Annotated in this window: 20 protein-coding genes and 1 pseudogene; 13 read left to right on the top strand and 8 right to left on the bottom strand. The window is 73.9% G+C overall.

Annotation, left to right across the window (positions count from 1 at the left end; translation table 11 throughout):
* Nucleotides 1-60: 60 nt before the first annotated feature.
* Both ACFQZ6_RS02605 and ACFQZ6_RS02600 read right to left on the bottom strand, forming a co-directional pair.
* Nucleotides 61-513 carry a YbhB/YbcL family Raf kinase inhibitor-like protein gene (locus tag ACFQZ6_RS02605; RefSeq protein WP_381604709.1) on the bottom strand — a complete coding sequence of 151 codons (453 nt, stop codon included), beginning with the start codon at nt 511-513 and terminating at the stop codon, nt 61-63.
* Between the two features lie 33 nt (nt 514-546).
* Nucleotides 547-1,677: a CapA family protein gene (locus ACFQZ6_RS02600; protein ID WP_381604708.1), complete on the bottom strand. Its 1,131-nt coding sequence runs from the start codon at nt 1,675-1,677 to the stop codon at nt 547-549.
* Between the two features lie 400 nt (nt 1,678-2,077).
* On the opposite strand from ACFQZ6_RS02600, the gene ACFQZ6_RS02595 reads away from it, so the two are divergent.
* The 6 genes from ACFQZ6_RS02595 to ctaF all read left to right on the top strand — a co-directional run bounded on the left by ACFQZ6_RS02595 (nt 2,078) and on the right by ctaF (nt 9,081).
* Entirely contained in the window at nt 2,078-3,097 is a 1,020-nt protein-coding gene (locus tag ACFQZ6_RS02595) for an ATP-grasp domain-containing protein (protein WP_381604707.1), read from the top strand.
* Between the two features lie 10 nt (nt 3,098-3,107).
* Nucleotides 3,108-3,509, top strand: coding sequence for a luciferase domain-containing protein (locus ACFQZ6_RS02590; protein ID WP_381604706.1), 402 nt, complete (start codon nt 3,108-3,110; stop codon nt 3,507-3,509).
* Nucleotides 3,510-3,658: 149 nt separating this feature from the next.
* Nucleotides 3,659-6,028 carry a glycoside hydrolase family 65 protein gene (locus ACFQZ6_RS02585; protein WP_381604705.1) on the top strand — a complete coding sequence of 790 codons (2,370 nt, stop codon included), beginning with the start codon at nt 3,659-3,661 and terminating at the stop codon, nt 6,026-6,028.
* Nucleotides 6,029-6,053: 25 nt separating this feature from the next.
* Nucleotides 6,054-6,971, top strand: coding sequence for an NAD(P)-dependent oxidoreductase (locus ACFQZ6_RS02580; RefSeq protein WP_381604704.1), 918 nt, complete (start codon nt 6,054-6,056; stop codon nt 6,969-6,971).
* Between the two features lie 59 nt (nt 6,972-7,030).
* Nucleotides 7,031-8,641 carry an aa3-type cytochrome oxidase subunit I gene (gene ctaD / locus ACFQZ6_RS02575; RefSeq protein WP_449334070.1) on the top strand — a complete coding sequence of 537 codons (1,611 nt, stop codon included), beginning with the start codon at nt 7,031-7,033 and terminating at the stop codon, nt 8,639-8,641.
* On the top strand, nt 8,641-9,081 hold the full coding sequence (gene ctaF, locus ACFQZ6_RS02570) for an aa3-type cytochrome oxidase subunit IV (protein ID WP_381604703.1): 441 nt from the start codon (nt 8,641-8,643) through the stop codon (nt 9,079-9,081). Before ctaD ends, ctaF begins: the two co-directional genes overlap by 1 nt.
* On the opposite strand, the gene qcrB is transcribed toward ctaF, so the two are convergent.
* The 5 genes from qcrB to ACFQZ6_RS02545 all read right to left on the bottom strand — a co-directional run bounded on the left by qcrB (nt 9,030) and on the right by ACFQZ6_RS02545 (nt 12,363).
* Nucleotides 9,030-10,562 (bottom strand): cytochrome bc1 complex cytochrome b subunit, encoded by a 1,533-nt coding sequence (gene qcrB, locus ACFQZ6_RS02565; RefSeq protein WP_381604702.1) that lies wholly within the window; start codon nt 10,560-10,562, stop codon nt 9,030-9,032. The genes ctaF and qcrB overlap by 52 nt on opposite strands.
* Before the next feature lie 57 nt (nt 10,563-10,619).
* Complete coding sequence (locus tag ACFQZ6_RS02560) at nt 10,620-10,970, bottom strand: hypothetical protein (protein ID WP_381604701.1); 351 nt, start codon at nt 10,968-10,970, stop codon at nt 10,620-10,622.
* 48 nt (nt 10,971-11,018) lie between these two features.
* Entirely contained in the window at nt 11,019-11,369 is a 351-nt protein-coding gene (locus tag ACFQZ6_RS02555; protein WP_381604700.1) for a DUF6479 family protein, read from the bottom strand.
* Nucleotides 11,370-11,406: 37 nt separating this feature from the next.
* Nucleotides 11,407-11,811, bottom strand: coding sequence for a ChaB family protein (locus tag ACFQZ6_RS02550; protein ID WP_381604699.1), 405 nt, complete (start codon nt 11,809-11,811; stop codon nt 11,407-11,409).
* A 72-nt stretch (nt 11,812-11,883) separates the two neighbouring features.
* Complete coding sequence (locus tag ACFQZ6_RS02545) at nt 11,884-12,363, bottom strand: hypothetical protein (protein WP_381604698.1); 480 nt, start codon at nt 12,361-12,363, stop codon at nt 11,884-11,886.
* A gap of 158 nt (nt 12,364-12,521) precedes the next feature.
* Between ACFQZ6_RS02545 and ACFQZ6_RS02540 the strand changes: the two genes are divergently transcribed.
* The 6 genes and pseudogenes from ACFQZ6_RS02540 (at nt 12,522) to ACFQZ6_RS02515 (ending at nt 18,359) form a co-directional block, all read left to right on the top strand.
* The gene (locus ACFQZ6_RS02540) at nt 12,522-12,893 is read left to right on the top strand and encodes a ferredoxin (RefSeq protein WP_381604697.1); all 372 of its coding nucleotides are present in this window, start codon (nt 12,522-12,524) and stop codon (nt 12,891-12,893) included.
* A gap of 35 nt (nt 12,894-12,928) precedes the next feature.
* Nucleotides 12,929-13,132, top strand: a pseudogene (locus tag ACFQZ6_RS02535) (acyl-CoA dehydrogenase family protein); the annotation flags it as partial.
* 58 nt (nt 13,133-13,190) lie between these two features.
* A complete protein-coding gene (locus tag ACFQZ6_RS02530; RefSeq protein ID WP_381604696.1) occupies nt 13,191-14,135 on the top strand; it encodes an oxygenase MpaB family protein in 945 nt (314 codons plus the stop codon).
* On the top strand, nt 14,117-16,429 hold the full coding sequence (locus tag ACFQZ6_RS02525) for a serine/threonine-protein kinase (protein ID WP_381604695.1): 2,313 nt from the start codon (nt 14,117-14,119) through the stop codon (nt 16,427-16,429). Before ACFQZ6_RS02530 ends, ACFQZ6_RS02525 begins: the two co-directional genes overlap by 19 nt.
* Before the next feature lie 59 nt (nt 16,430-16,488).
* Nucleotides 16,489-18,057, top strand: a complete 1,569-nt coding sequence (locus ACFQZ6_RS02520; protein ID WP_381604694.1) for a phytoene desaturase family protein — start codon at nt 16,489-16,491, stop codon at nt 18,055-18,057.
* Nucleotides 18,058-18,167: 110 nt separating this feature from the next.
* On the top strand, nt 18,168-18,359 hold the full coding sequence (locus ACFQZ6_RS02515; protein WP_381604693.1) for a DUF2795 domain-containing protein: 192 nt from the start codon (nt 18,168-18,170) through the stop codon (nt 18,357-18,359).
* Between the two features lie 71 nt (nt 18,360-18,430).
* Here the strand turns inward: ACFQZ6_RS02515 and ACFQZ6_RS02510 are convergent, their stop codons facing one another.
* Nucleotides 18,431-19,228: an SDR family NAD(P)-dependent oxidoreductase gene (locus ACFQZ6_RS02510; protein ID WP_381604692.1), complete on the bottom strand. Its 798-nt coding sequence runs from the start codon at nt 19,226-19,228 to the stop codon at nt 18,431-18,433.
* Nucleotides 19,229-19,315: 87 nt separating this feature from the next.
* Between ACFQZ6_RS02510 and ACFQZ6_RS02505 the strand changes: the two genes are divergently transcribed.
* Complete coding sequence (locus tag ACFQZ6_RS02505; protein ID WP_381604691.1) at nt 19,316-20,170, top strand: helix-turn-helix transcriptional regulator; 855 nt, start codon at nt 19,316-19,318, stop codon at nt 20,168-20,170.
* Nucleotides 20,171-20,234 lie beyond the last annotated feature (64 nt).

Genomic DNA, 20,234 nt, shown 5'->3' with positions numbered 1-20,234 from the left:
GCAGTCGTCCAGCCCGGGTTGCCGGGACCGTCCCGGCGGAAACACTCCTCCGGTGGGTCGTCAGCGGTGGTAGAGGCCGACGAGGGTGCCGTCGGCGAGGGCCGCCTGCTCCACGGCCTGGTGCACCTGTTCGGCGCTGGGGCTGTCGGGCAGCACACAGGGCTCCCTGAGGGCGTAGAGGCGGAAGTAGTAGTGGTGCGCCTCGTCGCCGGGTGGCGGGTGCGGGCCGCCCCAGCCGGGGCGTCCGTAGCCGTTGGTGAGTTCGGTGCCGCCGGGCGGGGGCGTCCCCGCGTCGGTGCCGCCGCTGTGCGGGTCGACGCCCACGACGACCCAGTGCACGAAGGTCCCGGACGGGGCGTCGGGGTCCTCGCACAGCAGGACCAGTTCGCTGGCGTCGTCCGGGACGCCGGACCACGCCAGCGGCGGGGAGACGTTCTCCCCTTCGAGGGCGTAGCGGCGCGGGACGGGCGCGTGGTCGGTGAACGCGCTGCTCCTGAGTTCGATGCCGGACATGCGCCCCGGAGTACCCCCGCCGGGCCCGCGCAATCACGGCGGAACTGATCCTTCCGCGGCGGGCCGGGCCAGCCGCAGCGCACCCCCAGCGGCGGCCGGAAAGCGCAGGTCACCGCTGATCCGGCCGAGGGTCGCGGCCAGCCAGGCCCGCTCCTCGGCCGCCGCCGTCCACAGCCGCAGCCGCCGCGCCCTGAGCGGCACCAGGCGCAGTCCGGCGAGCCGTCCGGTCCCGGCCTCCAGGGAGACCAGGTAGGCCAGCCGGAGGTCGTCGCGGTACTCCTCGTAGCCGCTGATCCCCTCGTAATCATCGATGAAGTCACCGCAGCCGTGCAGGACCAGCCGGTCGCGGTACACCTCGACGGGGCGCGGGTGGTGCGAGGAGTGCCCGTGGACGACGTCCGCGCCGCCGTCCACCAGGGCGTGCGCGAAGCGCACCTGCTCCCGGGGGACGCGGTAGCCCCAGTTCGAGCCCCAGTGCACGGACACGACGACGAGGTCACCGGGCCGCCGTACGTCCCGTATCCGCGCCACCGCCGCGGCGGCCCCGGCCGGGGAGAGCCACGGCAGGTACGCCACCCCGGAGCGCCGCGCGGTCGCGGCCCAGCCGGGCGGGACGCCGCCGCACGCCGCGCCGAGCGCGAACACCAGCAGGCGTCCGTCGCCGCGCAGGGGCAGCACGGCGGGCGCGTACGCCTCCTCGGCGGTACGGCCCGCGCCCGCCGTGCGCAGTCCGGCGCCGGTGAGCGTGTCGAGGGTCTCCGCGAGCCCGGCGCGGCCGAAGTCCAGGACGTGGTTGTTGGCCAGCACGCACACGTCCGGGCGGGCCACCGTCAGGGCGGGCAGGTTGGCCGGGTGCATCCGGTAGTGCACCGCCTTGCCGGGCGCGAAGTCGTCTCCGCGGGTGACGGCGGTCTCCAGGTTCACGATCCGGGCGTCCGGCGCGGCCTCCGCCAGCACCGCCAGCGCCGCGCCCCACGGCCAGGACGGCGGGACCGGGGCGGGCACCGGCCCGTTCACCGCCTCCGCCAGCCGGACGTACTCCCGCGCGTCCGCGACGTACGCCTCCCGCAGGGTGGGGTCACCCGGGTGCGCGAGGACCTGGTCCACGCCCCGCCCGAGCATCACGTCACCGCAGAGGAACAGCGTCACGACGCCGTCAGGCATACGTTCAGCGTAGTGGCGGCGGGTGCGCGCACGGGTGGCCGAAGACGGACGGCGCACGGACGGGGGCGGCGGCGCAGAGCCGGGAGCGGGCGGAGCCGCGGAACCCGGGTGCGTGCGCCCTGGTACGGCCTGACACGGGGCGCCTACAGTGTGGCGCCCGGCCCCGCCCCCGCACCACCGCCGGGCACGCCGCACCACTCCGCGCGGCACCACGCGCCCGGCACCGCCCCGCACCACCCGCCCGGCACGCCGCACCGCCCCCCGAACCACCCACCGGAACCGCCCCCACCCGCCCGGCAGGCGCCCCACCGCCCCGCGAACCCCGTCCGTCAGCTCGCCCAGGGCCGTGTCGCCCCGCGCGCACGGTGCCCGGGTGTGGCGTGAAACGTTGGAGGCTGCTGTGCCCCGACCCCGTATCGCCCTGATCACCGACCCCACGTCGCCGGAAGGCTGCGCGGAGTACCTCGCGCGGGCCGTGGAGGCGCTCACCGGCGCCCCGCCCGTCCGCGTCGACGCCCGGCACTTCGCCACCGGCGGCACCGGCCAGGGCGTCCACGACGACGGCCGCTTACGGCTGCGCGTACCCGAGGACGGCCTGGACCTCGTACCGGACGTCGTCGTGCTCTACGAGATACCCCCGCACCGCCGCCGCTCCCTCGCCGCCTTCCAACAGCTCCTTGAGCGGTCCGGCACGGTCACCCTCGGCACCGGACCCGCCGCCTGGCGGGCGGCGACCGAGAAGGACCTCACCGTCGCCCGCTTCCGCCGCGACGGCGTCGCCCACATGGAGACCGTCGTCCTGTCCCGCCCGAGCGCCGCCGAGGCCGCCGCCGCCTTCGACCGGCTCGGCCGGGACACCTGGGCCCGCCCCGTCATCGGCACCGGCGGCGGCGACACCTTCCACGTCACCACCCCCGAAGCCCTCGCCCGCGCCGCCGACTTCTACGCCCGCCGCGGCACCGACTGGCTGCTCTCCCGCGACGCCGGGAACACCACCGCCGACGGCCTGCGCCACCAGTTCCGCGTCTTCGTCCTGCACGGCCGCGTCCTGCACGCCCGCGAGCACCTCCAGGCCGAACCCGACACCCCCTGCAACACCTGCCAGGGCGCCGTCCCCGTCTTCATCGACCCCGACGACCTCCCGCCCCGCCTCGCCGAACTGGCCGTCGCCGCCACCGCGTCGGTCGGTCTGCCGTTCGCCGGGGTCGATCTGGCGATCGAGAACGGCGGAGTCGTCTTCGAGGTCAACGTCCAGCCCGCGTTCGTCGAAGGAGAGCTGGAAAAGGCCGCCGTTCCCTACGTCCAGGCCCACCTCGACGCCCTCGCCGCCCGCCACCCGAGCACCGTCACGCACGGTGAGCAACCGCACGCATGGGTTACAGAACGCTCAACCTCTGGTGTCGGAGGGGTAATCAGGTGACGATGGGCCCATGACTTTGGCCCAGCGCGCCCTGGAGCGACTTCAGGCCTGGCCCGACCTCACGGCCGGGCCCGCCAGTTGCGGCACCGGGCGGGCGATCAGTTCCCCGCGCAGCGAGATCGCCCACTTCCACTCGGACCACGATGTGGACCTGCACCTCACCAGCCGGGCCATCCGGCGGTTCTCCCACGACCTCAGGGAGTCGACGGCCATCCGCCTGGTGCCCGGCTCCCGGTGGGTGACCGTCCACCTCGACTGCGAGACCGACGTCGACCTGCTGATGAGCCTGGTCAGCATGGCCCTGAAGGCGCACCAGAGCCCCGTCCCCGAACCGGCCGACGGCGGCACGCCCCTCGGCTGCAACTTCCACCGCGTCACGGTCCTGCCCCGCGACCCGGCCACCGCCCCCTGACCCGCGCCCCCGCGAAGCGCCCCCATCCACCCGAGTGACCGGCGTGGACCGCGTCGCCGTGCCCGTCCGCGGGGAGAGACTGCCTGACGGACGGTGCCGACCGTGCCGTACGGGTACTCGGGCGGCCGTGTGCGGGAGGAGCTTTCGAGGTGACGGGATGGACCTGGGAGTACGAGGGTTACGAGCCCACGGACGCGCGCCTGCGGGAGTCGCTGTGCACGCTCGGCAACGGCTACTTCGCCACCCGCGGCGCGCTCCCCGAGTGCGTCGCGGACGACGTCCACTACCCCGGCACCTATGTGGCGGGCTGCTACAACCGGCTCACCTCCGACGTGTCGGGCCGCCAGGTCGAGAACGAGGACCTGGTCAACGTGCCCAACTGGCTGCCGCTGCGGTTCCGGATGCACGGCCGCTCCTGGCTCACCCCCGACACCGCGACCGTCGTGGAGCACCGGGAGATCCTGCACCTGTCGTCGGGCCTGCTGGAGCGACTGACCCGCTACGGCCTCGGTGACGACACCACCCTGACCGTGCGCCAACTGCGCCTGGTCCACATGGCCGACCCGCACCTGGCCGCCCTGCGCACCGAGTTCACCCTCGACGGCGGCTCCGGCGAACTGCACGTGGAGGCCGCCCTCGACGGCGGCGTCACCAACGCGGGCGTCCCCCGCTACCGCGACCTGGACGGCCGCCACCTCACCCACGTGCACACCGGCACCGCCGCCCCCGACACCACCTGGCTGCGCTGCCGCACCCGCACCTCGGACATCCGCATCGGCATGGCGTCCCGGCTGACCTGCGACGCGCCCGTCACCATCCGGCACGCCGTACCGCGCACCGTGCAGCTCACCCGCCTCGGCCTCGCGCCCGGCCGCACCGTCACCGTCGACAAGACCGTCGCCCTGCACACCTCACGCGACCGGGCCATCAGCGACCCCCTGCACGCCGCCGTCGACCGGGTCGGCCGCGCCCCCGGCTTCGACGCGCTGCTCGCCGCCCACCGCACCGCCTGGGCGCAGCTCTGGCGGCGCGCCAGCATCGACGTACCCGGCGAGGCGGGCCGCATCCTGCGCCTGCACCTCTTCCACGTCCTGCAGACCCTCTCCCCGAACACCGCCGACCTCGACGTGGGCGTCCCGGCGCGCGGCCTGCACGGCGAGGCGTACCGCGGGCACGTCTTCTGGGACGAGCTGTTCGTGCTGCCGTACCTCAACCTGCACTTCCCCGAGGTCTCCCGCGCCCTGCTCCAGTACCGGCACCGGCGGCTGGAGAAGGCGTGCGCCGCCGCCCGGGACGCGGGCCGCCGGGGCGCGATGTACCCCTGGCAGAGCGGCAGCGACGGCCGGGAGGAGACCCAGCAACTGCACCTCAACCCGCGCTCCGGCCGCTGGCTGCCCGACCACACCCACCTCCAGTACCACGTGGGCTCCGCCATCGCCTACAACGTCTGGCAGTACAGCGAGGCCAGCGGCGACGCCGACTTCCTGCACAGCAAGGGCGCCGAGATGCTGCTCCAGATCGCCCGCTTCTGGGCGGACGCGGCGACCTGGGACGAACAACTGGGCCGCCACCGCATCCGGGGCGTCCTCGGCCCCGACGAGTACCACGACGCCTACCCGGACGCCACCACACCCGGCCTCGACGACAACGCGTACACCAACGTCACCGCCGCCTGGGTGCTCTCCCGCACCCTGGAACTGCTGGCGGCGCTCCCGGAGCCCCGCCGCCGCGAACTCACCGAGCGCACCGCCCTGGAGGACGGCGAGCTGGAGCAGTGGGACGAGATCTCCCGCACCCTGCACGTCCCCTTCCACCAGGGCGTCATCAGCCAGTTCGAGGGCTACGGCGACCTCGCCGAACTCGACTGGCACGGCTACCGCAGGAACTACGGCGACATCCGCCGCCTGGACCGGATCCTGGAGGCCGAGGGCGACACCGTCAACCGCTACCAGGCGTCCAAACAGGCCGACGTGCTGATGCTCGGCTACCTGTTCTCACCCACCGAACTGCGCGCCCTCTTCCACCGGCTCGGACTGCGCCTCGACGACGACACCTGGCGCCGTACCGTCGACTACTACCTGCACCGCACCAGCCACGGCTCCACCCTCAGCGGACTGGTCCACGGCTGGATCCTGGCCCGCGCCCGGCGCGCCGAGGCGTGGCAGTTCTGCCAGGAGGCGCTGCGCGGCGACATCGCCGACATCCAGGGCGGCACCACGGGGGAGGGCATCCACCTGGGCGCCATGGCGGGCACCCTGGACCTGGTGCAGCGCGGGCTGACCGGCCTGGAGACCCGGCAGGGCGCCCTCTGGCTCGATCCCGTGCCGCTGCCCGAGCTGTCCTCCTACGGCTTCTCCCTGCGCTACCAGGGCAACTGGGGCGTCCGGCTGCGGCTGCGCCGCCGCCATCTGGAGATCACCGTGCCGTCCTCCGACGCCGACCCGATCGACGTCCGCCTGCCGGACCGCACGGTCCGCCTCCAGCCGGGGGAGATCGCGCGCCTTATGCTCCCGGACTGAGCCCACCCAGAAGGAAGTTGACGCGATGACAGCCAAGCTCACCGTGACCGTCCTGGGCACCGGCATCATGGGTGCCGCGATGGCCCGCAACCTCGCCCGGGCCGGACACGCCGTCCGCGTCTGGAACCGCACCCGCGACAAGGCCGAGCCCCTCACCGCCGACGGCGCGCACCTCGCCGACACCCCCGCCGACGCGGTCGAGGGCGCCGACGCCGTGCTGACCATCCTGTACGACGGCGCCGCCGCCCTCGACGTGATACGGCAGGCGGCGCCCGCGCTGCGCCCCGGCACCGCCTGGATCCAGTCGACGACCGCGGGCCTGGACGCCACCGCCGACCTCGCCGCCTTCGCCGCGGAACACGGACTGCTCTTCTACGACGCCCCCGTGCTGGGCACCCGGCAGCCCGCCGAGGCCGGGCAGCTCACCGTGCTGGCCGCCGGTCCCGCCACGGGCCGCGACACGGTCACGCCGGTCTTCGACGCGGTGGGCGCCCGGACCGTGTGGACCGGCGAGGACGGCGCCGCCGCGACCGCGACCGGGCTCAAGCTCGTCGCCAACAGTTGGGTCATCGCCGCCACCAACGCCGCCGGGGAGGCCCTCGCCCTCGCCGGGGCGCTCGGCGTGGACCCCCGGGGGTTCCTCGACGTCATCGCGGGCGGCCCGCTCGACATGGGCTACCTGCGCGCCAAGGCCGCCCTCGTCCTGGAGGAGCGGCTCACCCCGCCCCAGTTCGCCGTCGGCACCGCCGCCAAGGACGCCCGGCTGATCGTCGAGGCGGGACAGCGGCACGGGCTGCGCCTGGACGTCGCCGCCGCGGGCGCCGACCGCCTCGCCCGCGCCGCCGAGCGGGGCCACGCCGACGAGGACATGGCCGCCGCGTACTTCGCCAGCTTCGAGCCCGGCCGGACGCCCGGCCGGGGAGAGGGTCAGGCGGGCGGCTGAGTGCCGACCGGCCGCGTCGTGCGCCTTCGCGGCCGGGAACATCTGGCACGCTGGGCCAGGTGCTGCTGCGGTGGACGACGACGACCGACCACAAGGTGATCGGCAACCTCTATCTCACCACGTCCTTCGGCTTCTTCCTGCTCGGCGGGGTGCTGGCCCTGCTGATGCGGGCCGAAATCGCCCGCCCCGGGCTCCAGATCGTCAGCTCCGACCAGTACAACCAGCTCTTCACGATCCACGGCACCATCATGATGCTGCTGTTCGCGACCCCTCTGTTCGCCGGGTTCGCCAACGCGATCATGCCGCTCCAGATCGGCGCCCCGGACGTGGCGTTCCCCCGGCTGAACGCGCTGTCGTACTGGCTGTACCTGTTCGGCGGGCTGATGGTGGTCTCCGGGTTCCTGGTGCCCGGGGGAGCGGCGGACTTCGGCTGGTTCGCCTACGCGCCCCTCAACAGCGAGGTCCGCAGCCCCGGCGCGGGCGGCGACCTGTGGACCATGGGCCTGGTGGTGACCGGCGTGAGCACCACGCTGGGCGCCGTCAACTTCACCACCACCATCCTCTGTCTGCGGGCCCCCGGCATGACCATGTTCCGGATGCCGCTGTTCACCTGGAACACGCTGTTCACCTCGATCCTGATCCTGCCCGCGTTCCCGGTGCTCACCGCCGCGCTGCTCGCCCTGGCGGCGGACCGCAAGTTCGGCGCGCACGTCTACGACGCGGCCAGCGGCGGGGCGCTGCTGTGGCAGCACCTGTTCTGGTTCTTCGGCCACCCCGAGGTCTACATCGTGGCGCTGCCGTTCTTCGGGATCGTCTCCGAGATCATCCCGGTGTTCAGCCGCAAACCCCTGTTCGGCTACCTGTCGCTGATCGGCGCGACCATCGCGATCACCATGCTCTCCGCGGTGGTGTGGGCGCACCACATGTTCGCCACCGGCGCGGTGCTGCTGCCGTTCTTCTCGTTGATGTCGTTCCTCATCGCCGTCCCGACCGGCGTGAAGTTCTTCAACTGGATCGGCACCATGGTCAAGGGCTCGCTGTCGTTCGAGACCCCGATGCTGTGGGCGTGCGGCTTCCTGGTGACGTTCCTGCTGGGCGGCATGAGCGGGGTGCTCATCGCCTCCCCGCCACTGGACTTCCACCTCACCGACAGCTACTTCATCGTCGCCCACCTGCACTACGTGCTGTTCGGCACCGTCGTCTTCGCGATGTTCGGCGGCTTCTACTTCTGGTGGCCCAAACTGACGGGACGGATGCTCGACGAACGCCTCGGCAGGATCCAGTTCTGGACGCTCTTCGTGGGCTTCCAGACCACGTTCCTCGTCCAGCACTGGCTGGGCCAGGGCGGGATGCCCCGCCGGTACGCCGACTACCTCGCCACCGACGGCTTCACGGTGCTCAACACCGTCAGCACCATCGGCGCGTTCCTGCTCGGCCTGTCCACACTGCCGTTCCTCTACAACGTCTGGCGCACCGCCCACCACGGCCGCCGCGTCGAGGGCGACGACCCCTGGGGCTACGGCCGCTCCCTGGAGTGGGCCACCTCCTGCCCGCCGCCCCGGCACAACTTCCACGCCCTGCCCCGCATCCGCTCCGACTCCCCGGCGTTCGACCTGCACCACCCGGGCGTCACCGGGACCAGCCCCGAGACGGAGAAGGTGACCACCTGATGCGGACCGAGGCCTGGCTGTTCACCGGGGTGGCCGCCTTCTTCGCCGGGACCGCGCTCGGCTACGGCTGGTGGTCCGCGGAGCCCGCCGGGACGGCGGTGCTGTGCGTCGCCTTCCTGATGGCCGCCCTGGTGACGTTCTTCCTGTTCGTGCAGTACCGCAAGCACGGCCCCCGCGCCCAGGACCGGCGCGGCGCCGAGGTCGTGGACAGCGCGGGCCCGGTGGACTTCTTCCCGCCGCACAGCCCCTGGCCGGTCACGGTCGCCCTGGGCGCCGTCGTGATCGCCCTCGGCGTCGTCTACGGGCTGTGGCTGGCGCTGCTCGGCCTGGGCGTGCTGGGCCTCGGCGTGTTCGGCATGGTCTTCCAGTACGCCGGTCGCACCCCGGGTCAGTCCTCCGGGGATGCGTCCCCCCGCGCGGGCGGACGCGCCACCTCGTAGCTCTCCGGGGTGCGGCCCGCCACGCCGGACGCCCGCAGCACGTACCGGCGCTCCTCGTCGAGCGGCTCGTGCCGGGCGGCGTAGCCGCCCGCGAGCGTCTGCCGGACCTCGCCCGTCTCCTCGCCCTCGGTGAGCCGCACCCGGTCCGCCTCCCGCAGCGCCCGGCACAGGTGCCGGGTGACGAGGAAGGCCAGCGGCGGCAGCAGTACCAGGGCGGTGCGGAAGATCCAGGTCAGGGCGTTCACCGAGATGTGGAAGGCGTGCGCGACGACGTCGTTGCCGCCCGCCGCCAGCAGCACCGCGTAGGCGCTGACCGCGGCCACCCCGAGCCCGGTGCGGACGGGCCGGTCGCGCGGCCGGTCGCACAGATGGTGCTCCTCGCGGTCCCTGGTGACCCACCGCTCGACGAACGGATACGCGTACAGCGCCGCGAACAGCACACCGGGCAGCACCACCGCGGGCAGCAGCACGTTCCACATCACGGTGTGCCCGGCCACCGTCGTCTCCCACGGCGGCACCAGGCGCAGCGCGCCCTCCAGGAAACCGACGTACCAGTCCGGCTGCGAGCCGGTCGACACCACGTCCGGGCGGTACGGGCCGTACGCCCACACCGGGTTGACCTGCGCCACGCCCGCGAGCAGCGCCAGCAGCCCGGACACGGCCAGCGTCAGGCCACCGGAACTCGCGACGAACTGCGGCACCATCGGCTTGCCGACCACGTTGCGGTTGGTCCGGCCGCGGCCCGCCCACTGGGTGTGCTTGAGGGAGAAGACGAGGATCAGGTGCACCGAGACCAGCGCCAGCAGCAGCCCCGGCAGCAGCAGGACGTGCAGCCCGTACAGCCGGGGGATCAGGTCCTCGCCGGGGAACTGGCCGCCGAAGGCGAACAGGGCGGCGTACGTCCCCACCACCGGGATCGACAGCATGATCCCCTGCGCGATCCGCAGGCCGGTGCCCGACAGCAGGTCGTCGGGGAGGGAGTAACCGGCGAAGCCCTCGGCGAGCGCCAGCAGGAACAGCGTCACCCCGATCGTCCAGTTGGCCTCGCGGGGGCGGCGGAAGGCGCCGGTGAAGAAGATCCGCAGCAGGTGCGCGCCGATCGCGGCGAGGAACACCAGCGCCGCCCAGTGGTGGAGCTGCCGCATCAGCAGCCCGCCGCGCACGTCGAAGCTGACGTGCAGCGTCGAGCGGTACGCCTCCGACATCGTCACCCCGGCCAGCGGCCGGTAGGACCCGTCGTAGACCACCGGTGTCATCGACGGGTGGAAGAAGAACGTCAGCCACACCCCGGTCAGCGACAGGACGACGAAGCTGTAGAGCGCCAGCTCGCCGAGGAGGAACGACCAGTGGTCGGGGAACGCCTTGCGCAGCAGCCGCCCGCCCGCGTACACGGGCAGCCGCGCGTCCAGGGCGTCGACCGCGCGTCCCGACGCACGACGGACCCGGGCGCTCGCCCGGGTCCGCTTCCTCCGCAACAACACGGCGCATGGGTTCCCCTCTCCGAAACCGGGGGAAACCGGCTGGCCGCGAATGAACCCCTACGTACGGTCACCCTTCGGCTTGCCCCGCTGGTCCGGGGTGCCGTGCGGCGGCGGACTCATCGGCTGCGGGGAGGTCGCCGGGGAGACGGGGGAGCCGCCGCGGCGCGCGCCCGTCTCGGGGCGCAGCGCCCCCGGGTCACCCGACGTCGGCTCGGCGCCCGACCGCAACTGCTCCAGGCGTGAGTGCAGCAGTTCGGTCACCGGCCGCCGGTCGGCGTGCGTCCGCTCGTAGGCCAGGACCTCCTCCACCTGCTCGGTGCTCAGCGAGCGCACTCGGCTCTCCAGACCGCCGATGGGCAGGTGGTCGTAGTCGGGCAGGGGCAGGGTGCTGCGGCCGGGGTCGGCCATCGGTCTCACTTCCCTCCGGTGTTCTCGCTCACCTCGGGGCCACGGCCGTCAGCCGTTGCCCCACGAGCCGCTGTGGCCCTCGCGCCAGCGCGGACGGCTCTTGGAGTCGCTGTGCCGGGTCGGATTGTTGCCCGAGGCGGGCATGTCGTGCGGCAGCGTCACCCCGCCGCCGTTCGGCATCTCCGAGGGCTCCCGCATCTCCTGGACCTCGCGGACGGCGCCGCCGTCCGGCAGGTGCGGCTGCTCCTCGGGCCGGGGCGGCGGCGGCTCGTTGCGCCGCACGCGGATGCCGTACAGGAAGGCGCCGATCAGCAGCGCCACCACGACCACGCCGATCAGCAGCGGTCCGAGGGCGAGTGCGCCGCTGGACTCTGCCAGTTCCATCGCTGCGGTACTCATGGCTCGCGAGTACCCCCTTGCCTCACCGCGAACCGGATCATCCCTCGCGGGACTGCCGGGTCCGCGAACGGTTGGCCTTGCGGATCGCGTCCAGCAGCTCACCCTTCGACATCCGGGACCTGCCCTCGATGTCCAGGCGCCGCGCGACGCCGTAGAGGTGCTCCTTGGAGGCGCTCTCGTCCACGCCCTCGCCGCTGCGCCCGCCGCGCTGGCGGGGCCGCGCCGACCGCGGGTCCGAGGGGCCCTTGCGGCCGCCCTCCTTGCGTTCCCAGTGGTCGCCGACCTTCTCGTGCGTGTGCTTCAGCGCGCCGTACGCGACCCGGTGGGCGCGCTCACCCTCACCGTACTGCTCCACGGCCGAGTCGTGCGCCTTGATCCAGGTCCGCTGGGCGTCCCGCGCCGAGCGCTCCAGGGTCGACGGAAGCTCCTGCCGTCCGGGCACCTCGCCCCACCTCCTTCACGCCGGGTCCGTCTGCGGCCCCGGGTGCCCGTGCCCCGGCCCGGAAAACGAGCCTCACCGCCCGGCGGCACCCCTCGATATCGCCAGGTCCGAGCGCGCCGCCTGGTGCAGCACGTTGAGCGCCTCGACGAGCGGCACGGTGCGCAGCTCGGCCAGGCCGCTGGCGGGGTCCCGGGTGGCCCGCAGCAGTTCCCAGGTGCGCTGGTTGACGGTGTGGGCGGCGGTGGCGGCCCGCTCGTCGCCCAGCAGGACGAAGGTCTCGAAGAGGACCGAGCGCCGGTTCTCGCTGCTCTCCATCTCCCGCAGCGCGTCGGTGGCGTCCCCGCCCTGGTCGCGGGCCCGCCCGGCCTCCATGGCGGCCCGCTGGATCTCCTTGACGCATGTCACGTACGCGATGTACGTGTCCAGCTTCCGCTCGTCCCACCGGGTGGCCAACTCCCGGCGGAACCTGGCCCGTTCGGCGACCGCCGTGGCGCAGTACGACGTCAGGGCGCCGATGAGGACGCCGACCAGGGTGACGATCTGGGTGGCCATGACAGAGAAACGTACCCGTGGGCGCGGACCGGGCAGGCGGCGGGAGCCGTACGGGATCGGCGGGGGACACCGTGCGGATTCGGCGGGGGACCCCATACGGATTCGGCGGGGGGACACCGTGCGGGTTTGGCGGGGGGCACCCCGGCTACCCGACTTCCGTGACTTCGTCGACCCAGCAGGAGCTGTTCCGGTTCCTGGAGGATCGTTTCGCCTGCGCCCAGGCGTGCACGGAATGTGCGCGGGCGTGCGCGGTGCGCGCGAGCCTCGTGGACCCGGACGGCACCGAGGAGCAGGAACTCGTACGACGCAAGGGCATCATGTGCGCGGAGGTGTGCGACGCCACCTGCCGGGTGCTCTCCGAGCAGAACCTCCTGGACGAGGACGACATCCGCGTCCAGGTGCGGTGGTGCCGGACGGTGTGCCTGGAGTCGGCGCACGTCTTCGACCGCCACCCGGGCGCCGAGGACACCGCCGAGATGTGCCGGACGTGCGCACGGGCGTGCACGGACTTCCTCGCCACCCTGGACTGAGCGGCACGCGCGTCCTCCCCGGCGAGATCGGCTTCGCCACCGACCTCGCCGCGCTGAAGGCCCGCACCGCGCGCGAGGGCGACTTCTACGTCGTCAACGGCCACAAGATCTGGACCACCAACGGCGACACCGTCGACTGGATCTGGCCCGCCGTGCGCACCGGCCCCGACGCCCCCGCCCACCGCGGCATCACCATGCTCCTGGTGCCGACCTCCGACCCCGGCTACTCCTGCACCGTGTCCTCGCCGCCGTGGTGCGCCCCTGGTGTCAACTGACGAGCCTGGTCACACTGCCGTTATGAAGGCCCATGACCTTGAAGCTGATCCTGGACTGTTCGGGCCAGGCTCTGTTACCTGGCAGGTGCACGGGGACCCGATGATGTGGGTTGCCGGGGTTCGTGCTCTCTATCTTCAGGCGTTGCATCCGCGTGCCGTGCGTGGGGTGATGCAGAACTCCGACTTTCGGCGGGACGCCTGGGGGAGGCTGATGCGTACCGCCGATTTCGTCGGGACCACTACCTACGGCACCAGCGAGGCCGCCGAGCGGGCCGGGGCGCGGGTGCGGAAGATCCATCGGCTGCTGGGGGCCGTCGACCCGGAGACCGGGGAGCGGTACGGGATCGACGAACCCGCGTTGTTGCTGTGGGTGCACTGTGCCGAGGTCGACTCCTATCTGCACGTGCTGCGCCGTTCCGGCTACCCGCTCGGCGATGACGCCGCTGACCGCTACCTCGCCGAGCAGCGCGTCAGCGCCCGGCTCGTCGGGCTCAGGCCGGACGACGTGCCGGGGGACCGGGCCGCCATGGACGCCTACTTCGAGGCGGCCGTGCCCGAGCTGGCCGCCGGGGCGGAGGCGCGGGAGGTCGACGCCTTCCTGCGGCGCCCGCCCATCCATCCGCTGCTCGTCCCGGCCCGGGAGCTGCTCTGGCGCCGGGTGGCCCGGCTGGCGTACGACTCCCTCCCGCCGTACGCCCACGCGTTGTACGGGCGGGCCGCACCCGACCCCGACAGCGTCTCCCGTCGGCTGCGCCGCGCCGGTGCCGTGCTGCGCGCGATACCCGATCGGCTGCGCTGGCAGCTTCCGCCCAAGCACATCCTGCGGGCGATGGCGCGGCTCGGACCCGGCGCCCGCCCCGCGCCGTACAAAGTCGGACCACCTGTCGCCATACTGGACGGGCCAGGGGAGGGCAGTGAGCACATCGACAACGGGGGCGACGGCGGGAGATGGCGGAGTCCAGGCTGATCCAGGGCAGGTACCAACTGCTCGAGGTGATCGGACGCGGGGGGATGGGGGAGGTGTGGCGGGCGCGGGACGAGTCGCTCGGGCGGCAGGTCGCCGTGAAGTGCCTCAAGGCCCACGGCCCGCACCACGACCAGTCGTTCACCCGGGTGCTGCGCGAGCGGTTCCGCCGGGAGGCGCGGGTGGCCGCCGCGCTCCAGCACCGCGGGGTGACCGTGGTGCACGACTTCGGGGAGTCCGAGGGGGTGCTCTTCCTCGTCATGGAGCTCCTCCAGGGCCGTAATCTCAGCCAGGTGCTGGAGGACAACAAGCAGCACCCGCTGCCCGTGTCCGACGTCGTCGACATCGCCGAACAGGTGGCCGACGCCCTCGCCTACACGCACCAGCAGGGCATCGTGCACCGCGACCTGAAACCGGCGAACATCGTCCGGCTCACCGACGGCACCGCGAAGATCTGCGACTTCGGCATCGCCCGGCTCGGCGCCGACATCGGGTTCACCTCCCGGCTCACCGGCACCGGCGTCGCCATGGGCACCCCGCACTACATGTCCCCGGAGCAGATCGGCGGGGACGAGGTCGACCAGCGCAGCGACCTGTACTCGCTGGGGTGCGTGCTGTACGAACTCGCCACCGGGGTGCCGCCGTTCGACCTCGAGGACGCCTGGTCGATCCTGATCGGCCACCGCGACACCCCGCCCCGGCCGCCGCGCGAGCACCGTCCCGAACTCCCCGGCTATCTGGAGCGGCTCATCCTCGACCTGCTCGCCAAGGCACCCGAGGAGCGCCCGCGCGACGCCCGCGAGCTGGTCGACCGGATCAGCGCCGCCCGCTTCGCGGCCAGCACCGCGACCGTCGCGGAGGGGGCGGGCGGTTCCGCCGTCCTGGCGGGCCGTGAGTCCGAGGTGTCCCACCGGCCGCCCGCGGTGGACCGCGATCCCCGGCTGCCGTCCTGGACGCGCGGGATGACCACCGGGCACAAGGCCGCGGGTGCCGGTCCGCGGGACACGCCGCCGCACGGGGTCGCCGGGCTGTCCGCCGCGTGGACCGCCGTACCGTCGTCCTCCGAGTCCTCCGAGTCCTCCGGCCCAGTCCCCGACCCCGACTCCGACCCCGACTCCGACGTCGTCGAGGAGCCCGCGCCCGTCCCGTCGCGCAGCGTGGTCGACGCGCTGGCCGGGCGGCACAACGCGGCGCTCAGTCTGGGGCGCCTCGGGCGCTGGGCCGAGGCGGGGGAGGTGCACCGGGCGGTCGCCGCCGAGCGGGAGCGGCTGCTCGGGGCCGACCATCCCGACACCCTCGCCAGCCGGTACGAGATCGCCTTCACCCTCAGCCGCACCGGCCGCCCCGACGACGCCCTGCGCGAGTACACCCACGTCGCCCGCGTCCGCGAACGCGTCCTCGGCGCCGACCACCCGGACACCCTCGCCGCCCGCCAGGAGACGGCGTACGCGCTCGGGCAGATGGGCCGACCCTTCGAGGCGCACCAGGAGTACACGGCGGTGCTCGCCGCCCGGGAGCGCACCATGGGCGCGGACCACCCCGACACCCTGCGCTGCCGCCACAACCTCGCCTTCAACCTCGGCAGGCTGGGCCGCCCGGAGGACTCCTACCGGATGGCCGCCGAGGTGGCCGCCGCCCGCGCCCGGGTGCTCGGCCCGGACCACCCCGACACCCTCGTCACCCGCTACGAGGTCGCCTACGCGCTCGGCCAGCTCGGCCGCTGGTCGGAGGCCCTGCGCTGCTACCAGGAGGTCGCGGACGGCCGGGCCCGCGCCCTGGGCCCCGACCACCCCGACACCTTCGCCGCCCGCCACGAGACCGGCATCTGCCTGGGCAGGCTCGGCCGGGGCGCGGAGGCGCTGAAGGTGTACGAGGACCTCGTCGGCGACCGCTCGCGGGTGCACGGTGCCACCCACCCCGAGACGCTGCGCGCCCGGCACGGCCTCGGCGTCAGCCTCGGTCGGCTCGGCCGCTGGGAGGAGGCCCTCGCGGAGTCCCGCGACCTGTGCGCCCTGCGGGAACGGGTGCTCGGCGCCGACCACCCGGACACCCTGGTCAGCCGACGGGAGATCGCCGTCGCCCTGGGCTGGCTCGGCCGCTGGCCCGACGCGCTCACGGAGTACCGCGCGGTGGCCGCCGCCCGCGAACGCGTCCTCGGCGCCGACCACCCCGACACCCTCGCCAGCCGCAACGACGAGGCGCACTGCCTGGAGCAGCTCGGGCGGGGCGCCGAGGCGGGGGAGGTGTACCGCAGGGTGGCGGTGCTGCGGCAGCGGCAGGCGGCGGGCGGCCACTGAGGCCGACGGCGTGCGGCCGTCGTCTGGCCGGTGTGGATCATCCCGTGTTACCAAGGACCATGACCGCACCCCAGCCCTCCGGCGCCTACGACGCCGTCATCGTCGGCGGCGGCCACAACGGTCTGGTCGCCGCCGCCTACCTGGCCCGCGCCGGGCGGTCGGTGCTGCTCCTGGAGCGGCTCGGCCACACCGGCGGCGCCGCCGTCTCCAGCCGCCCCTTCACGGGCGTCGACGCCCGGCTGTCGCGCTACTCCTACCTGGTCAGCCTGTTGCCGCGGAAGATCGTCCGGGATCTCGGGCTGAGCTTCACCCTGCGCACCCGCACGATCTCCTCGTACACCCCCGTCGAGCGCGCCGGGCGGGCCACCGGGCTGCTGGTCGGCGGCGGTGCGGCGCGCACCCGGGAGGCGTTCGCGCGGCTGACCGGCTCGGAGCGCGAGTACACGGCCTGGCGGCGGCTGTACGGCATGACCGGGCGGGTCGCGGAGCGGGTGTTCCCGACCCTCACCGAGCCGCTGCCCACCCGGGACGAGCTGCGCCGCCGTGTCGACGACGAGGACGCCTGGCGGACGCTGTTCGAGGAGCCCATCGGCGTCGCGATCGAGGAGGGCTTCGCGGACGACGTGGTGCGCGGCGTGGTCCTCACGGACGCGCTCATCGGCACCTTCGCCGACGCCCACGACCCGTCCCTGAAGCAGAACCGCTGCTTCCTCTACCACGTGATCGGCGGCGGCACCGGCGCCTGGGACGTCCCCGTCGGCGGCATGGGCGCCCTCACCGGCGCGCTCGCGGACGCCGCGCGGGCGGCGGGCGCCGTGCTCGCCACCGGCCACGAGGCGGTCCGCGTCGACAGCGGCGGGCGCACCGCCGAGGTCACCTACCGCACCGCCGACGGCGAGGGCGTGGCCACCGCCCGGCACGTCCTGGTCGGCGCCTCCCCCCGGGAGCTGGCCGCGCTCACCGGCGACACCCCGCCCGAGCCCGCCGAGGGCGCGCAGCTCAAGGTGAACATGCTGCTCAAGCGGCTGCCGCGGCTCCGGGACCGCTCCGTCGACCCGCGGGAGGCGTTCGCGGGCACCTTCCACATCGCGGAGGGCTACGAGCAGCTCGCCACGGCGCACGCCGAGGCCGCGGCCGGTGAACTGCCCACCGCGCCGCCCTCCGAGATCTACTGCCACTCGCTCACGGACCCCTCGATCCTCGGCCCGGAGCTGGCCGAGCGCGGCTACCAGACGCTCACCCTGTTCGGGCTGCACACCCCCGCCCGGCTGTTCCGGCACCGCCACGACACCGTCCGTGACGAGCTGCTGGCGCGCACCCTCGCCCAGCTCGACGCGCACCTCACCACACCGATCGCGGACTGCCTCGCCACCGACGCCGAGGGCAGGCCCTGCATCGAGGTGAAGACGCCGGTGGACCTGGAGCGCGACCTGGGGCTGCCCGGCGGCAACATCTTCCACCGCGAGCTGAGCTGGCCGTACGCCCAGGAGGGCACCGGGCGCTGGGGGGTGGAGACCCGGTACCCGGGCGTGCTGCTGTGCGGGGCGGGCGCGGTGCGCGGCGGCGGGGTGAGCGGGGTTCCCGGGCACAACGCGGCGATGGCGGTGCTGGAGGACGGCGGGCGCTGACCACCCGGCATGGCGACCGGCCCTCGTGGGTACCGGGAAAAGGCCCGTAAATCCGCACAAAGCGGTCGCGGTGTGTGCGCCGTGACCGTGGCTCCCCACGGGAGGTTCCCATGGCCGACCTCAGCCCCATCGATCTCCAGAAGGCGCTCAGCGGCATGGAGTACCCGGCGGACAAGAAGTCGCTCGTCGACTGCGCCCGCCGCAACCACGCCGACGAGAAGGTGGTCAGCGAACTCGACCACCTGAAGCGGAACAGCTTCGACGGGCCCAACGAGGTGCAGAAGGCCGTCTTCAGCGAGTGACCCACGGGACGCGGAACGGGCCGGGGCACCCTGGGTGTCCCGGCCCGCCCACGCCCTGCGGGGCCACGCGGTCACGCGGTCATGCCGCCGTCCACCGCCAGCACCGCCCCGGTGACGAAGGACGCGCGGTCGCTCAGCAGCCAGGCCGCGGCCTCCGCGACCTCCTCGGGCCGGGCCGCCCGGCGCAGCGGGGCCTGGGCGGCGAACTGGTCGATGACGCCCGGCGTGCGCTCGTCCCACTCGTACATCATCTCGGTCAGCGTGGCGCCCGGCGCGATCGCGTTGACCCTGATGCCCTCCGGACCGTACGTCGCGGCGGCCGAGGCGGTGAGGCTGTTGACGCCCCGCTTCGCCGCGCCGTACGCGGGCAGCAGCGGGTTGGCCCGCAGGCTGCCGACGCTGGAGGTGTTGACGATCGCCCCGCGCCCCGCGGTGCGGCGGATCGCATCGACCTCCGCCTTCATGGCGAGCCAGGGGCCGCGCAGGTTGACGGCGTACACGTGGTCGAAGTCGGCGTCCGGCATCCCGTCCAGCGGGCCGGGCTCCTGGGCCGTCGCGCCGTTGTTGAAGGCGACGTCGAGACGGCCGTACGACTCGACCGTCCGCTCGACGGCCGCCCGGACGCTCGCCGCGTCAGCGAGGTCGCACACGGTGTGGTCGGCGGTGCCGCCCGCCGCGCGGATCTCCTCGGCGACCGCCTTGAGCTGCGCCTCCGTGCGCGCCGCGAGCAGCACCGTCGCGCCCTCCCGGGCGAACAGCCGGGCCGCGGCGGCGCCGATGCCCCGACCGGCGCCGGTGACGAAGGCGACCTTCCCGGCGAGCAGCCCGGCGGGGGTGGGGGTGGGTGTGGTGTCCGTGGTGTGGTTCATGCCGTCGAGCCTGCGCCCCGCCCGGTTCCGCATCCAGGCACCGGCGGTACCTGGCTGGGCCGTCCGGCGGGCGCGCACACTGGGGGCGTGGACCGACGAGAACTGGCCGACTTCCTGCGCAGCCGACGCGAGCGCCTCACCCCGGCCGACGTGGGCCTGCCCGCGGGGCGGCGGCGCCGCACCCCCGGCCTGCGCCGCGAGGAGGTGGCGCGACTGGCGTTCATCTCCACCGAGTACTACACCCGCCTCGAACAGGCCCGCGCCCCCCGCCCGTCCCGTGAGGTGCTCTCGGGCCTGACCCGCGCGCTGCGCCTGACGGACGCCGAACGCGACCACCTGCACCATCTCGCCGGGGCCCCGCCCGGACCGCCGCCCGGCCCGTCCCGTGAGGTGCGGCAGAGCATCGTCGACCTGTTGCGCCGGCTGCCGCAGGCCGCCGCGATCGTCCTCTCCGCGACCCATGAGGTGCTCGCCTGGAACGACCTGGCCGCCGCCCTGATGGAGGACTTCTCCGCGCTGCCCCGCCGCGACCGCAACCTGATCCGGCGTGTCTTCCTCAGCCCCCGCGACCCGCACGGGCAGCCGCTGTACGGGGTCTCCGACACGGCGGAGTTCGCGCGGACGGCGGCCCTGGACCTGCGGGCCGCCGCCGCCCGCTACCCCGGCGACCCCGAGGTGACCGAGCTGGTCGCGGAACTCCTCGCGGGCAGCGCCGAGTTCGCCGAGCTGTGGGCCGCCCATGACGTGGTCGCCACGTCCACCCTCCGCAAGACCTTCCACCACCCGCTGGTCGGCCCCGTCACCGTCAACTGCGACGTCCTGGACATCGCGGACCGCGACCAGCGGGTGGTGATCTACACCGCCGTCCCCGGCAGTCCCGCCGAGGAGGCGCTGCGGCTGCTGTCGGTCATCGGCACCCAGCGGCTCGACGTCCCCGGCTGACGAGCCGCCCCGCCCGCTGGCGGGGCACCCCTGCCCGCCGACAAGGCGCCGCCGCCCGCCAACG

It is taken from the genome of Streptomyces flavalbus, assembly GCF_042674625.1.
Taxonomy (GTDB): domain Bacteria; phylum Actinomycetota; class Actinomycetes; order Streptomycetales; family Streptomycetaceae; genus Streptomyces; species Streptomyces flavalbus.
The sequence above is the reverse complement of the archived record's forward strand: the minus strand, read 5'-3'. Positions and strand labels throughout refer to the sequence as shown.